At 59.4% G+C, this 14,056-nt stretch carries 13 protein-coding genes; 6 read left to right on the top strand and 7 right to left on the bottom strand.

Annotated features, from left to right (window positions below; all coding sequences use genetic code 11):
• Positions 1–16: 16 nt before the first annotated feature.
• From LH464_RS07840 to denD, 3 genes are read right to left on the bottom strand one after another with little or no spacing between them, the layout of a single operon-like run.
• A complete protein-coding gene (locus tag LH464_RS07840) occupies positions 17–1,804 on the bottom strand; it encodes an IlvD/Edd family dehydratase (RefSeq protein WP_226785823.1) in 1,788 nt (595 codons plus the stop codon).
• 2 nt (positions 1,805–1,806) lie between these two features.
• Positions 1,807–2,700: an NAD(P)-dependent oxidoreductase gene (locus LH464_RS07835; protein WP_226785822.1), complete on the bottom strand. Its 894-nt coding sequence runs from the start codon at positions 2,698–2,700 to the stop codon at positions 1,807–1,809.
• Positions 2,697–3,683, bottom strand: a complete 987-nt coding sequence (denD, locus tag LH464_RS07830; RefSeq protein ID WP_226785821.1) for a D-erythronate dehydrogenase — start codon at positions 3,681–3,683, stop codon at positions 2,697–2,699. Before denD ends, LH464_RS07835 begins: the two co-directional genes overlap by 4 nt.
• Positions 3,684–3,864: 181 nt before the next feature.
• Between denD and LH464_RS07825 the strand changes: the two genes are divergently transcribed.
• The 6 genes from LH464_RS07825 to LH464_RS07800 all read left to right on the top strand — a co-directional run bounded on the left by LH464_RS07825 (position 3,865) and on the right by LH464_RS07800 (position 10,253).
• Positions 3,865–5,310: an FAD-binding oxidoreductase gene (locus tag LH464_RS07825; RefSeq protein ID WP_226785820.1), complete on the top strand. Its 1,446-nt coding sequence runs from the start codon at positions 3,865–3,867 to the stop codon at positions 5,308–5,310.
• A gap of 30 nt (positions 5,311–5,340) precedes the next feature.
• The gene (locus LH464_RS07820; RefSeq protein WP_226785819.1) at positions 5,341–6,060 is read left to right on the top strand and encodes a FadR/GntR family transcriptional regulator; all 720 of its coding nucleotides are present in this window, start codon (positions 5,341–5,343) and stop codon (positions 6,058–6,060) included.
• Between the two features lie 154 nt (positions 6,061–6,214).
• A complete protein-coding gene (locus tag LH464_RS07815; protein WP_226785818.1) occupies positions 6,215–7,375 on the top strand; it encodes a fumarylacetoacetate hydrolase family protein in 1,161 nt (386 codons plus the stop codon).
• A gap of 18 nt (positions 7,376–7,393) precedes the next feature.
• Positions 7,394–7,927, top strand: coding sequence for a TRAP transporter small permease (locus tag LH464_RS07810; RefSeq protein WP_226785817.1), 534 nt, complete (start codon positions 7,394–7,396; stop codon positions 7,925–7,927).
• Between the two features lies 1 nt (position 7,928).
• Entirely contained in the window at positions 7,929–9,206 is a 1,278-nt protein-coding gene (locus LH464_RS07805) for a TRAP transporter large permease (RefSeq protein WP_226785816.1), read from the top strand.
• Positions 9,207–9,248: 42 nt separating this feature from the next.
• Positions 9,249–10,253 (top strand): TRAP transporter substrate-binding protein, encoded by a 1,005-nt coding sequence (locus tag LH464_RS07800; RefSeq protein ID WP_226785815.1) that lies wholly within the window; start codon positions 9,249–9,251, stop codon positions 10,251–10,253.
• A gap of 193 nt (positions 10,254–10,446) precedes the next feature.
• Here LH464_RS07800 and LH464_RS07795 read toward each other — a convergent pair whose 3' ends face one another.
• The 4 genes from LH464_RS07795 to LH464_RS07780 all read right to left on the bottom strand — a co-directional run bounded on the left by LH464_RS07795 (position 10,447) and on the right by LH464_RS07780 (position 14,050).
• The gene (locus LH464_RS07795) at positions 10,447–11,367 is read right to left on the bottom strand and encodes a DMT family transporter (protein WP_255648296.1); all 921 of its coding nucleotides are present in this window, start codon (positions 11,365–11,367) and stop codon (positions 10,447–10,449) included.
• 24 nt (positions 11,368–11,391) lie between these two features.
• A complete protein-coding gene (locus tag LH464_RS07790) occupies positions 11,392–12,594 on the bottom strand; it encodes a mandelate racemase/muconate lactonizing enzyme family protein (RefSeq protein WP_226785814.1) in 1,203 nt (400 codons plus the stop codon).
• Positions 12,595–12,612: 18 nt separating this feature from the next.
• Positions 12,613–13,326: a FadR/GntR family transcriptional regulator gene (locus tag LH464_RS07785; RefSeq protein ID WP_226785813.1), complete on the bottom strand. Its 714-nt coding sequence runs from the start codon at positions 13,324–13,326 to the stop codon at positions 12,613–12,615.
• A gap of 91 nt (positions 13,327–13,417) precedes the next feature.
• Positions 13,418–14,050: a 2-dehydro-3-deoxy-6-phosphogalactonate aldolase gene (locus tag LH464_RS07780; protein ID WP_226785812.1), complete on the bottom strand. Its 633-nt coding sequence runs from the start codon at positions 14,048–14,050 to the stop codon at positions 13,418–13,420.
• Between the last annotated feature and the right edge of the window lie 6 nt (positions 14,051–14,056).

Below are 14,056 nucleotides of genomic sequence, written 5' to 3'. Positions count from 1 at the left end.
TGTTCGGCAATCAAGTTCAGTGATTGTGACGCGGTGGCATCTTGGCGGCGATCTGACGGAAGTCAGCGGCACCTTCCAGCACCGCACCATCTGAAAGCTGGGTCACCGACTTGCGATAGATGCGCTGCCAGGGCGTTGCGTCGGCCGGCACGGCCGGAATGCCGTCAGCCTTTCGCTTCTCGATCTCTGCAGGCTCCACCAACATGTCGCAGCGCCCCTGGTTGAGGTCGATGCGGACGATATCGCCGGTTCTGATCCATGCAAGTCCGCCGCCCGCCGCACTTTCCGGTGAGGCATTGAGAATGGATGGACTGTCTGCGGTACCGGACTGTCGGCCGTCACCAATCGTTGGAAGGCTGGTGATACCCTTCTTGATAAGGTGATCCGGCGGTTGCATGTTCACGACTTCCGCAGAACCCGGCCAACCAAGCGGGCCAGCGCCACGGATCACCAGGATGGTGTTTTCATCGATGTCGAGCGCCGGGTCGTTGATGCGATGGTGATAGTCTTCCGAACCATCGAACACCACAGCCTTGCCCTCGAAAACGTTTTCCCGGCCAGGTTCCTGAAGATAGCGCTCCCGGAAGCCTTCGGAGATGACGCTTGTCTTCATGATGGCAAAGTCGAAGAGATTGCCTTTCAGGACGGCAAAGCCGGCCTTTTCCTTCAGCGGTCGGTTAAAGGGAAGAATGACCTCGCGGTCGCTGGCTTCTCGGCCTTCGAGGTTTTCGGTCATGCTCTTGCCGGTGACCGTGCGACAGTTCCCGTCGAGCTTCCCAACTTGCAGCAGTTCCCACATGATTGCGGGCGTGCCACCGGCCCGGTGATAGCGTTCGCCGAGATACTCGCCCGCAGGCTGTACGTTGGCGAGCAGCGGAATGTCGAAGCCATGGACCTGCCAGTCGTCCGGATAGAGCTCGACGCCGGCATGCTTGGCCATAGCCGCCAGATGCGGCTGTGCATTCGTCGATCCGCCGATGGCCGAGTTGACCCTGACGGCATTGAGGAAAGCTTCGCGCGTCAGGATGTCGGAGGGTTTCAGGTCTTCCCAGACGAGTTCTACTGCCCGACGACCGGTGCGGTAGGCCATCTGCCCTCGTTCGCGATATGCTGCCGGGATAGCGCCGCAGCCGGTGAGCGACATGCCCAATGCTTCGGCCAGGGCGTTCATCGTCGAGGCGGTGCCCATCGTGTTGCAGTGGCCGACGGAGGGAGCGGAATCAAGCGCGGCCTGTAGAAACTCTTCGCGGTCAATTTCGCCGGCCGCGAACTTGCGGCGCATCCGCCAGATCACAGTTCCCGATCCGACCAGGTCGCCTTCGTGCCAGCCGTCCAGCATCGGACCGCCTGAAAGCACAATGGCCGGAATATCGACTGTGGAGGCGGCCATCAGCGCTGAAGGCGTGGTCTTGTCGCAGCCGGTGGTCAGGACCACACCGTCGAGCGGATAGCCGTACAGGATTTCGACGAGGCTGAGATAGGCAAGGTTGCGGTCGAGCGCTGCTGTCGGACGCTTGCAGTTTTCGAAGATCGGGTGGGTGGGGAATTCGATGGGGATGCCACCGGCGTCGCGGATGCCATCGCGAACGCGCTTGACGAGTTCCACATGAACGCGATTGCAGGGAGTAAGGTCGCTTCCGCTCTGGGCAATGCCGATGATCGGCTTGCCGGAGCGCAATTCCTCCGGCGTCACACCGTAGTTCATGAACCGCTCGAGATAGAGCGCAGTCATGTCGATGTGGTCGGGGTTGTCGAACCAGTCCTGCGATCGCAGACGGCGTTTGGAGTTGGTGTCTGCGCTCATGTCTATGCCTGATGTTTTGAGTTGAGCTTTTCGAGGTGCAGCAGAAGGCCGCTGTGATCCTGTTCCGCGCCGCCCTGCTGGACGAAATCATAGAACTCCTGGCGAACTTCTTTTGTCAGGGGCAGCGAGAGTGACAGTTCGCCAGCCATGGCCATGACGGCCTCGAGATCCTTGAGTTGGTTCGATGAGGCGCCGCCCGGAACGAAGTCGCGGTTGACCATCCGTCCGCCATGCAGTTCCAGGATGCGGCTTTCTGCAAAACCTCCCCGGATGGCGTCGCGGAAAGCACCGCGTGATGCGCCGCCGGCCTCGACGAGGATCATTGCCTCGGCCACGGCCCCGATGGTGATCGCCACGATCTGCTGGTTGGCGAGTTTGCAAATCTGTCCTGCGCCGCTTGGGCCGACATAGGTGACACGCCCGAGTGCCGCGAATACGTCTTCGAGTTCCTCGACATCCGTCTCGCCGCCACCGGCCATGATCGCCAGCGTACCTGCCGATGCGCCGGCAGTGCCGCCGGAGACCGGCGCATCGAGGTTGCGTATGCCGTGTTCAGCCAGCCTGCGAGCGTTCTCGCGTGCAACCGGCGGAGCAATCGAGCTGCAGTCGACGACGATCGTTCCTCGCTCCATTGCACCGACGACACCCTTGTCAAAGAGGACTTCGGATACGGCTGCACCATTGGTGAGCATGGTGAAGACGATGTCGGCGCCGACGACAGCTTCATTGGGGGACTGCGCCTGTCGTGCGCCGTCGGCAACGAGCGGCTCCGCCTTTGCCGGGTCGCGGTTCCAGACGGTGACCGGGAAGCCGGCCTTCAGCAGGCACCGCACCATCGGCGCGCCCATGAGCCCGGTGCCGAGAAAGGCAATGGCCTTCTTCTGTGTCTCGGTCATGCCAGCTTGCCTCCCAGTTCGTCTTCGATATGGGCTCGGATGATGTCATCGAACGATGCTTCGGCTGTAAAGCCAAGCTCAGTGGCACGCTTGGCCTCGAAACCGGGAGCCCAGCCTGCAACCATCTTCATGATCATTTCATCGGGTTCGCGCCGGATGAGGTTGGCTGCCTTGTCGCCAGCAACGCGACGCAATGCTTCGATCTGTTCACCAACAGTGGCGCTCAGACCCGGCATCGAGAGGTTGCGACGGGCGCCGACCTTTTCCAGATCGATGGTGGCGCCATGGATGAGGAAGCCGACGGCCGAACGTGGCGAGGTGTGCCAGTGGCGGACGTCGTCGGAAACCGGAAGAACAGCTTCCTTGCCGACCAGCGGCTCACGCAGGATGTTGGAAAAGAAGCCCGACGCCGCCTTGTTCGGCTTGCCCGGACGAATGCAGATCGTTGGCAAGCGGATGCCGATACCGTCGAAGAAGCCGCGGCGGCTGTAGTCGGAGAGCAACAGTTCGCAGATTGCCTTCTGCGTTCCGTAGCTCGTCAGCGGTGTCAGGTGGAATTCGTCCGGGATCGGGAAGGGAAGGGGAGCGCCAACCACTGCAATGGAAGAGGTGAAGACGACGCGTGGCTTGTAGCCATCCTCGTTATGGGCGAGACGGATGGCGTCGAAAAGGTATCGGGTGCCATCCAGGTTGATGCGGTAGCCTTTATCGAAATCCAGCTCAGCTTCGCCGGAAACGATGGCCGCCAAGTGGAAGATGGCGTCGGGCCGCGTGGCCACGAGCTTTTCTGCTTCGCCTGGAGCCGAGAGATCGCTCTCGCGGGCATCGACCGTGCCGCCAAAACCAGCAGGGGCTTCCGGCTTCACCACGTCGACCAGCGTCAGCTTTTCAACAATTTTCCCGCCGAGTGTCTTATCGGCGACCAACCGCTGCGTAAGCTTTCGGCCAACCATGCCTGCTGCGCCGATAATAAGAATGTGCATTGGAACCCGTCCTCCTGATACGGCATCCTCCGATACAAGACGTCCGGAATACGCCAAAAAACTATCTTGTAAGGTTGTCTGATAACTCTATATGCTCGGCTTGAAAACTTTTATTTCAGCGCAGGTCGAAAATGCCGGGGAGACCCTGTCGGCTTGCCTGCCGTACGGGAAGGGCATCGTCATGACATCCGAGAGTTCCGCATTGGTCGCCGAGCGGCAAGCAGCATTGCGTACCCAGCTGGGCGAAGACATCGTTCTCAGCGATGCGGAAGAATTGGTTCGCTACTGCCGTGACTGGCACGGTGACGTCACCAGCGGTGCGGTTGCGGTACTTCGGCCACGTTCCACCGAGCAGGTGGCGCAAGCGGTGAGGTTGTGCCGGGAACTCGGCCTTTCGATCGTACCGCAGGGTGGCAATACCGGCCTTGTCCTCGGCGGCATCCCGGATGAAGAGCAGAGCCAGGTGGTGCTGAGCCTCGAGCGGATGAACAAGATCCGGCAGATCGACAGCGATGATTTCTCTGCGGTGGTCGATGCCGGATGCATCCTGTCGGAGCTGAAGGATGCGATTGCTGAAAAAGGCATGTTCTTCCCGCTTGCCCTCGGTGCGCAGGGGACCTGCCGGATTGGCGGCAACGTTTCCACCAATGCCGGCGGCATCAATGTCTTGCGCTACGGCATGACGCGCGAGCTGATCTTCGGGTTGGAGGTTGTTCTGCCAGACGGCAGCATTTTCGATGGCCTGTCGACACTGCGCAAGGATAATCGTGGCATTGACCTGAAGCAGCTGTTCATCGGTGCCGAGGGCACGCTCGGTATCATCACTGCCGTCTCGCTCAAGCTTACGCCCTATCCTGACCAGGTGGCGACGGCGCTTCTGGGGCTGGCGTCATTGGATGATGCCATCAAGCTCTTCCGCCGGGCCCGCAGGGATTGCTGTGACCTGATGTCCGCGTTCGAGTTCATGCCGCCACTAGCCTTTACGCTGGCCAAAGAGGCGATGCCCGATCTGCCTATTCCGATCGCTGCAGATTATCCCGCATATGTGTTGATGGAGATTTCGGGCTGCGGGCTTGTCGATATCGACGATCTGATGGGACGTTTCCTTGAAAGCGTCATGGAAGACGGCCTGGTTCTCGATGGAACGATCGCTGCGTCGCAGTCCCAGGCGCGCAATCTGTGGCTTATCCGCGAAGGCATGAATGAAGGGCAGGCCAAGCGCGGCATGCATTTGAGGACGGACGTGTCGGTGAAGCTGTCAGAGCTTGCGGCGTTCGTGGCCGATGCAGAAGCTGCGGTCGAAGCCGCCGTGACGGGTGCAATTTGTGTCTCCTATGGGCATGTTGGTGATGGAAACGTTCACCTGAACGTTCTGCCCGCCGAAGGTGCAACGGCGGATGAGCGGATCGAGCAGATCTACAAGGCCAAGGTGGCAATCAACGGCGTACTCGACCGTTATCAGGGCAGCATCAGTGCCGAGCACGGTATCGGCCGCTTGAAGCGCGCCGACTTCGAAGCGAGGCTTTCGCCGGTGCGGCGCCAGTTGCTGACCTCCTTGAAGCATGCAATCGACCCTGATCTTGTCATGAATCCTGGCTGCCAATTGAATTTCTCTGCAAACTCATAGAAGTAGGGCTGTCCAAGGGGAGGGGCGAACGTGGCAGTTGCGGATTTCAATCAGATCAGACGAAGCGAGCACCTGCCTGCGCGGATTGCTGCGCAGATAGGTCGGGAAATTCTTGAGGGCCGGATAGGTCCTGGGGAGAAGCTTCCGACCGAGCATCTGCTTGCCAAGACGTTTGGTGTAAGCCGGTCGGTCGTGCGGGAGGCAATTGCTCAGCTTCGCAATGAGGAGTTGGTGGAGACGCGCCAAGGGGTTGGCGCGTTTGCGACCGAGCTGGAACGGCGCCAGTCACTTCGCATCGAACATGGAGACCTGAACGATCGGCAGGCTTTCCAAAATCTCTACCAGCTTCGCATACCGCTGGAGATAGAGGCGGCGGGGCTGGCGGCCAAGCATCACACCGCGGAAGATCTGGCGCGTCTTGATGAGGCGTTGGAACAGATGACCGGCGCTGAGAAGTGGACGGAGCAGGGCATCGTTGCCGACCTTGCCTTCCATCGGGCGCTCGCGGCCGCCACGCAGAACGAGTACTTTACACTCTTCATCGGCTTCATAGCCGAACGCATCAGCGTTGCGATCAATGCAGCGCGCGCCAAAGCCGTGCTGGAGGAGATTGTCGAGGTTACCATCGCCGAGCATGCGGCGATCCGGGACGCGGTGTTCAGCGGTGACCCGGCCAAGGCACGGCAAGCCATGCGGTGCCACCTGACCCATTCCGCGGAGCGCCTCGATCTGCCGCTGGAATCTTTTTGAGAGCAAGAAATCACCAGCCGCAGTTCACTAAGTTTTTCCCACATCGGGACAGGGTGGCTGGACAGGGCTGAAAAGTCATACTAGAACCACGCCAATTTGTTGTCAGACACCCTGACAATCAGGGTGGTTTTTGCCGCCCAAGGGAGGAAAATTGGTGAGTGTTGAGAAGTTGTTGAGCGCGCAGCTGATCCTGCCGCAAGACGTGAATGACGCCGTGCTGGTCGGCCGCGTATGGTCGAAGGCGGCTGGAGGCCCGTGTCCTGTCCTGCTTCTGAAGGGGCAGATCCTCGACCTGTCGTCGCTGTCGCCAACTCTCTCGGACATTCTTGAACTTGATGGTCTTGTCGATCAGCTCAAGGACGAGGCAAAGTTCACCAAGCTTGGATCTCTTGATCAATTCCTGAATGGCGAAGCAGGGGAACTCCTTGCTCCTACCGATCTGCAGGCCGTTAAGGCTGCCGGTGTAACTTTCGCTGACAGCATGCTCGAGCGCGTGATCGAAGAACAGGCCAAAGGCGATCCTCTCCGGGCGCAGGAAATTCGTGGACGGCTGGCTCCTGTGCTGGGCGACAACCTGAAAGGGCTGGTTGCCGGCTCTGAAAAGGCCGCCGAGGTCAAGAAACTGCTCCAGGAACTTGGCCTCTGGTCACAGTATCTGGAAGTTGGGATCGGGCCGGACGCCGAGATTTTCACGAAGGCGCAGCCAATGTCTTCGGTCGGCTGTGGTGCTGCCGTCGGCATTCATCCGAAATCCGATTGGAACAATCCAGAGCCTGAAGTCGTGCTTGCGGTCACGTCGAAGGGTGAGATTATTGGTGCCACGCTCGGCAACGACGTCAATCTGCGCGATTTCGAAGGTCGTTCCGCCTTGCTTCTCAGTAAGGCGAAAGACAACAATGCATCCTGTTCGCTCGGGCCTTTCATCCGCCTGTTTGACGAGCGGTTCAGTCTGGAAGACGTGAAGAAATCGGAGATCGCCCTCTCGGTCGAGGGTGTCGACGGGTTCACCATGACCGGCGTCAGCGCCATGGCGGCTATCAGCCGTAGCCCGGAAGATCTGGTCTCCCAGCTCCTCAACGACAATCACCAGTACCCGGATGGCGTCGTTTTCTTCCTCGGCACGATGTTTGCGCCCGTCAAGGATCGCCGCGGCGTAGGTCTCGGATTCACGCACGAGATCGGTGACAGGGTAGAAATATCGACGCCGCGCCTCGGGCGTCTTATAAACTGGGTTGAGCGAAGCGATCGTTGCCCGAAATGGGACTTCGGCCTTGGCGCATTCATGAAGAACCTTGCCCAACGTGGGCTTCTGTAAATTTAAAGGGAGGATCAGATGCAACGAGCGATCGACATCTTCTACAAATTCCTCGAGCTGATACTGATCCTGCTGCTCGCTGGCATGGCTATCATGGTGTTCCTGAACGTCGTGCTTCGCTACGGTTTCAACTCCGGTCTCAACGTTTCCGATGAAATGTCGCGGTATTTCTTTGTGTGGGTCACATTCATCGGCGCGGTCGTGACGTTCCGGGAGCATGCCCATCTAGGCGTGGAGACGCTGGTCATGCTGTTCGGCCGTAAAGGCCGTATTGTCTGCATGGTCATGTCGAACCTCGTGATCATCCTGTGTTCCGCCATCTTTTTCTGGGGGACCTGGGTCCAGTTGCCGATCAACGCCAGTATGACGGCACCGGTCACCGAGATTTCCATGGCCTGGGTTTACGGCGTCGGATTCTTCACCGGTGGCGGCTGTGTGATCATCGCGCTTGAGCGCCTCATCCGCCTGGTGACCGGTCGGGTAACCGACGATGAAATCGCTGCCTTCGCCGGCGAGAACCTGACAATCGAACAGATGGCGGAGCGCACCTGATATGACCCTTTTAGTCTTTGTAGGCTCGCTGCTTGGCGCGATGGCGATCGGTGTTCCCGTCGCCTTCTCTCTGATGTTCTGCGGCGTAGTCCTCATGATGTACATGGGGATGTTCAACAGTCAGATCATCGCCCAGAACATGATTGCGGGAGCTGATACGTTCACGCTTCTTGCCATCCCCTTCTTCATCCTCGCCGGTGAACTTATGAACTCCGGCGGCCTTTCGAAGCGCATTATCGAATTCGCCGTCTCCTGCGTCGGCCATATTCGCGGCGGCCTCGGGATCGTCGCTATCGTTGCCGCATTGATCATGGCGAGTATCTCCGGTTCGGCTGCGGCGGATACGGCGGCTCTCGCAGCAATCCTTATTCCGATGATGGCCAAGGCCGGCTACAACATTCCGCGTTCGGGCGGTCTGATTGCGGCAGGCGGCATCATTGCTCCCGTGATCCCGCCGTCGATGGCTTTCATCGTCTTCGGTGTTGCCGCGAACGTCTCCATCACGCAGCTCTTCATGGCCGGTATCTTCCCGGGTATCCTGATGGCGCTGTCGCTGGTCATCGCATGGCTTATTGTCGCCCGTAAGGACAACATCCAGCCGCTGCCGCGAGCGCCCATGGCGGATCGCGTCAAGGCAACCGGTCGTGCCTTGTGGGCACTCGGAATGCCGGTGATCATCCTTGGCGGTATCAAGGCCGGTGTCGTGACCCCGACCGAAGCTGCGGTCATCGCTGCCGCCTATGCACTCTTCGTTGGTATGTTTATCTACCGCGAACTGAAGCCGCGTGACCTGCCGCGTGTCATCCTGCAAGCTGCCAAGACCACGTCCGTCATCATGTTCCTGGTCTGCGCCGCGCTTGTTTCCGCCTGGCTTATCACGGCCGCAAACATCCCTGCCGAAATTGCCGGCTACATCGAGCCGCTGATCGACCGTCCGATGCTGCTGATGTTCGTGATCATGATCCTGGTTCTTGTCGTGGGCACGGCCCTCGACCTGACACCGACGATCCTGATCCTGACGCCGGTGCTTATGCCTATCGTCAAGCAGGCCGGTATCGATCCGGTGTACTTTGGGGTCATGTTTATCATCAACAACTCGATAGGCCTCATCACGCCGCCGGTTGGTATCGTTCTCAACGTCGTCAGCGGCGTGGGACGCATTCCGCTCGGAAAGGTAACGGTCGGGGTGTGGCCATTCCTGCTGGCCCAGACGATCGTGCTCTTCCTTCTGGTCCTGTTCCCGGACCTCGTCCTCGTGCCCGCACGTTGGCTCTACTAACTTCGTTCAACCCTCAACAACCAATCCCAGGGAGGATACACTATGAGGAAACTGCTTCTTGCCACGACTGCCATCGCATTCGGTATGTCGGCCGCTGCTCCGGCGTTCGCCGAGTTCAACGACCGCAACATCCGCGTTTCGAACGGCATCAACGAAGACCATCCGGTCGGCAACGGTATCAAGGCCATGCAGGCCTGCCTCGACGAGAAGTCGGGCGGCAAGCTGAAGCTGACGGCATTCTGGGGCGGCGCGCTCGGCGGTGACCTTCAGGCAACCCAGGCGCTTCGTTCGGGCGTCCAGGAAGCCGTTGTAACGTCGTCCTCGCCATTGGTCGGCATCGTGCCTGCGCTCGGCGTGTTCGACCTGCCGTTCCTGTTCCAGAACCCGGACGAAGCCTACAAGGTGCTCGACGGTGACTTCGGCAACATGATGAACGAGAAGCTGGAAGCATCTGGCGTCGTCAACCTTGCCTACTGGGAAAACGGCTTCCGTAACCTGTCGAACTCCAAGCGTCCGGTCACCAAGTGGGAAGATTTCTCGGGGATGAAGGTTCGCGTCATGCAGAACAACATCTTCCTCGACACCTTCCAGAACCTCGGTGCCAACGCTACTCCGATGGCTTTCGGCGAAATCTACTCGGCTCTGGAAACCAACGCGATCGACGCCCAGGAAAATCCCTATGTGACGATCGACACTTCGAAGTTCTTCGAAGTTCAGAAGTACATCACCGAGACGAACCACGCCTACACGCCGTTCCTCTTCCTCTTCTCCAAGGCGATCTTCGACACCTACACGCCTGAAGAGCAGGCTGCGCTGCGTGAGTGTGCAGTCGTTGGCCGTGACGAAGAGCGCAAGGTCATCCAGGAGCTGAACAAGCAGTCGCTTGCGAAGATCAAGGAAGCCGGTCTCGAAGTGAACCAGCTTTCGCCTGAAGAGCAGACCCGCATTCGCGAAAAGTCCATGGTCGTCTACGAAAAGCACAAGGCCCAGATCGGCGCCGATGTGGTCGACGGCATTCTCTCCACGCTGGCAGAAGTCCGCAAGTAATCTTGCGAAGTGAGCCGTGCACTTGCCCGGCTCACCAATAAACAGAAGCCCATGGTCACACCGACCATGGGCTTTTTTTGTTGCTTCGCCTAGTCGAGAGAGCGGTGCTGAAGTGTGGGCTTCTGCTGCTCAAGAAAAAGGGCCGTCATCAAAGATGCGGCCCAATCAGACTTTTGCTCGACCGATACGTGCCTTACGGCACTTCGAGTGGCTTGTCCTCATGACGCTTCTTCAGGGTCTGTTCGCGAATAAATATGAACAGACCGGACGCGACGATCAAAGCCGCACCGATCATCATGGTAAGACGCGGCACGTCGCCAAAGAACATCCAGCCGAAGATTACGGCGTAGAGCAGCAGCGTGTACTGCAGTGGCGCCACCGTCGCGGCATCCGATATCTTCAGGGCTCTATTGACGAGCATATGCGCGGACATCGCTACAACACCAAGCAGGCCGAGCAGCATGAGATCCCCGCCGGATTGGATGGGTGACCAATCGAATGGTGCAAAGACCAGTCCTGCGAGACCGGCAGCAGCCGTCTGGAACAGCACGAGCGTGCTGTCAGGAGTTGCCCGCAGGAAGCGACCGGAGATCATCATGAATGCAAAGGCAGCGCTGCCGATAATCGAGATTATGGCCGGCATCGTGAACATCTTGGCTGATGGTTCCAGCGTGATGATGACGCCGACAAAGCCGACTGCGATGGCGCTCCAACGGCGCCAGCCGACCTTCTCGCCCAACAGGAAGGGCGAGGTGGCCGCGACATAGATAGGGGCTGCCAACCAATAGGTCATGACGTCCGCAAGCGGCAGATACATGACGGCATAGTAAAAGCAGAAAACCTCGGCCGTCGAAAAGATGACGCGCGCGAGCTGCATGCCTTTTCGTTCGGCGCCGAGGATGGGTGCCATTCCTGCCTTCCACAAGAGCGGCGACAGGATGACAAGCGCGGCAATGCTGCGAAGAAGAATGACCTGGCCCAGCCCATAGGAGGACACCAGCCATTTTCCCATCGCGTCATTGAGCGCGAACATCAGCATGCCGAGCAGCATGATGAGGGGCCCCAAAGCAGACGAGGCCCCCAAAGCGGCCGCAGCCGAAGCGATTTTGGTCATTCTTCCTCCCAGGAATCCGGACCGTCAGATCGAAGTGGCGTCCGAGAATCGCCTGCTGACGGTAAAAGTTCTCTCTAGCTCCGGATGGAGCTCCATGCCAAGGCCAGGACCGGGCGGAACCGTAATCATCCCATTTTTTACTTCGGGAAGTGCCGTTACCAGATCGCGATACCAGGTGTTGTAGAAGGCGCGTACGCTTTCCTGCACCAGGGCATTCGGCGCGTTCAGCGACAGGTGGGTCGAAGCGCAAAGGACGACGGGGCCGGTGCAGTCATGCGGCGCCACCGGCAAATGCCAAGCCTCCGCCATCGAGGCGATCTTGCGCGCCTCGGAAAGGCCGCCGCACCAAGAAATATCCAGCATCACGATGCCGGCCGATTCAGTTTCCAGATAGTCTCGGAAGCCCCAGCGGGTGGCAAGAGTTTCCGAAGCGGAGATTGGTGCAGGCGATACCTCGGCATAGCGCTTCAAGCTCGAGAGGCTGTCCATTTTGATCGGGTCTTCGTGCCAGAAGGTCTTGTAGGGTTCCAAGGCCTTGGCGATTTGCATGGCGGGCAGAAGCTGCCACATGGAGTGGAATTCGACCATGATGTCGATCTTGTCGCCCACTGCCTTGCGGATCTTCTCGAAGGGCTCAAGCGCCTGCTTGAGATCGGGCATGGAGATATACTGACCGCGGGTCTTTTCCGCAGCGGCGTCGAACGGCCAGATTTTCATGGCTGTGATGCCGTCGGCGAGAAGTGATTCCGCCAGCTCGTCGGCACGGTGCAGGAAGCCATTCAGGTCGTCATAATCAGCGCCGCCGCCAAGCCCGTAATTGGCTGTCGTCTGGCCGGTGGCCTTCTTGATGTATTCGGTGCCTGCGCAGGTATTGTATGTGCGGATTTCTTGGCGGCTGAAGCCTCCGAGGAGCTGGGCGATCGGCTGGTTCGTAACCTTGCCGAAGATGTCCCAGAGAGCGATGTCGAAGGCGGAGTTGCCACGCATTTCAGCACCGGAAGAGCGGAAGCCGACGTAGCCGACCAGGTCGCTTGCCAGGAGGTCGATCTGCAGCGGGTCGCGACCGATGACGCGCGGTGCCACGTACTCATGGATATAGCTCTCAACGGTCTCGGCGCCGAAAAATGTTTCGCCGAGGCCCGTGATGCCCTCGTCGGTGTGAACCAGCACCCAAAGGAGGTTGGAGCGCTCCGAGACCCGCACGGTTTCAAGCTTGGTGATCTTCATGGGAAGTCCTTTCTGGGATCAGATGATGCCGGCTCTGGTCAGAGCCTTGAGGCTGACGTCGAAGTGCCGGTCCATAAGTGCGGCGGCGACCTTCGGGTCGCCAGCTGCGATGGCTTCGGCAAGCTGCAGGTGCAGTTCATTCATGGCGTGTCGCTCGTCATCGCTGGAGCGGCTTTTCCAGCCAACAGGCCATGTCTGGCGTGTGACGCCATGGAAAGCGCCGATGATCAGCGCGAAGACAGGATTTCGAGACGCGCGAGCGATGGCGAGATGGAGCGCCAGGTCATGCTCCATCACCTTCGCCGGCACATCGAAGTCCTGCTCCATCGCTTTCGCGTGCATGATAATGGCGCGCGCCTCAGCCTCTGTCCGGCGCAATGCGGCCAGAGTTGCGGTGCGCGCCTCGATCGTCCGGCGCGCGTCATAAATCTGCTGGATATCGATCTGGTCCGTGCAGACACCGTGCTGGAACATCAGCGCAAAAGCGTCGTCATCAAGTTCGGCGACGGTCGGTCTTTTGCCGGCTCCCAATTCCACCAGCCGCAGCGCGGCAAGGGAGCGTAGAGCTTCCCGGACCACTGTCCTCGATACGTGAAGATCTTTCGAGAGGGTGGCTTCCGCCGGGAGACGATCTCCCGGCTTCAAGTCGCGATCACGGATCAGGTCCGTGATCGCGGTTACTGCTGCGCTCACGAAATCGACGCTCTTCGGGGCGGCTGCTGGAATGAGCATGTAGGATTACTCCGTCAAACCTGTATTACAGGTTCATTAGAGTATCTTTATTCAGACGACAAGTGCCGTCCCCCGAATTGGGTAAAAGGCGTCAGCCTGCTTTCGCGGCGTCGTAGGCGGCAATCGTCACCTTGGCGCGCGCAGAGACCTCACCGGCAGTCATGCCAGGCTTGTAGAGGCTCGACCCCAGGCCGAAGGCATTGATGCCCGCAGCGATATAGTCGGAGAAATTCTTCTCCGACACGCCGCCGACAGCGGCGATCAGCAGGTCTTTCGGCAAGATTGCCAGCATGGCATTGATGCCCGAGGGTCCGAGGACGCTTGCGGGGAAGAATTTCAGCCCCGTTGCGCCGGCCGCCGCTGCCGCAAGCGCTTCCGTCGGCGTGAAGACACCCGGCATTGTTACCATTCCTAGAGCCGCTGCCGCCTTGATGACGTCCGGTACCACGTTCGGGCTAACCATCAGCTTGCCACCAGCGGCGTCGAGGCTGGCCACGTTGTCAACGGTCAGAACGGTCCCTGCGCCGATGAGGCAATGCGCCGGCGCCATCTTCGCTGCGATCTCGATCGAACGGAAAGGGTCGGGCGAGTTGAGAGGAATTTCGATTGCCGAGAATCCCGCCTCGATCAGGGCTCCGACCACCCCTTCGGTCTCCTCCGGCTTCAGGCCGCGCAGAATGGCGACCAGCGGATAGGTCATGTCGGGGAAGGGGATGCGGGTCATTTCGAT

It is taken from the genome of Pseudorhizobium xiangyangii, from assembly GCF_020531965.1.
Classification (GTDB): Bacteria; Pseudomonadota; Alphaproteobacteria; order Rhizobiales; family Rhizobiaceae; genus Neorhizobium; species Neorhizobium xiangyangii.
The sequence above is the reverse complement of the archived record's forward strand: the minus strand, read 5'-3'. Positions and strand labels throughout refer to the sequence as shown.

Coding starts and splice junctions, on each gene's coding strand:
- LH464_RS07840 (WP_226785823.1), bottom strand. CDS start 1,804: ATGAGCGCAGACACCAACTCCAAACGCCGTCTGCGATCGCAGGACTGG.
- LH464_RS07835 (WP_226785822.1), bottom strand. CDS start 2,700: ATGACCGAGACACAGAAGAAGGCCATTGCCTTTCTCGGCACCGGGCTC.
- denD (WP_226785821.1), bottom strand. CDS start 3,683: ATGCACATTCTTATTATCGGCGCAGCAGGCATGGTTGGCCGAAAGCTT.
- LH464_RS07825 (WP_226785820.1), top strand. CDS start 3,865: ATGACATCCGAGAGTTCCGCATTGGTCGCCGAGCGGCAAGCAGCATTG.
- LH464_RS07810 (WP_226785817.1), top strand. CDS start 7,394: ATGCAACGAGCGATCGACATCTTCTACAAATTCCTCGAGCTGATACTG.
- LH464_RS07805 (WP_226785816.1), top strand. CDS start 7,929: ATGACCCTTTTAGTCTTTGTAGGCTCGCTGCTTGGCGCGATGGCGATC.
- LH464_RS07800 (WP_226785815.1), top strand. CDS start 9,249: ATGAGGAAACTGCTTCTTGCCACGACTGCCATCGCATTCGGTATGTCG.
- LH464_RS07795 (WP_255648296.1), bottom strand. CDS start 11,367: ATGACCAAAATCGCTTCGGCTGCGGCCGCTTTGGGGGCCTCGTCTGCT.
- LH464_RS07790 (WP_226785814.1), bottom strand. CDS start 12,594: ATGAAGATCACCAAGCTTGAAACCGTGCGGGTCTCGGAGCGCTCCAAC.
- LH464_RS07785 (WP_226785813.1), bottom strand. CDS start 13,326: ATGCTCATTCCAGCAGCCGCCCCGAAGAGCGTCGATTTCGTGAGCGCA.
- LH464_RS07780 (WP_226785812.1), bottom strand. CDS start 14,050: ATGACCCGCATCCCCTTCCCCGACATGACCTATCCGCTGGTCGCCATT.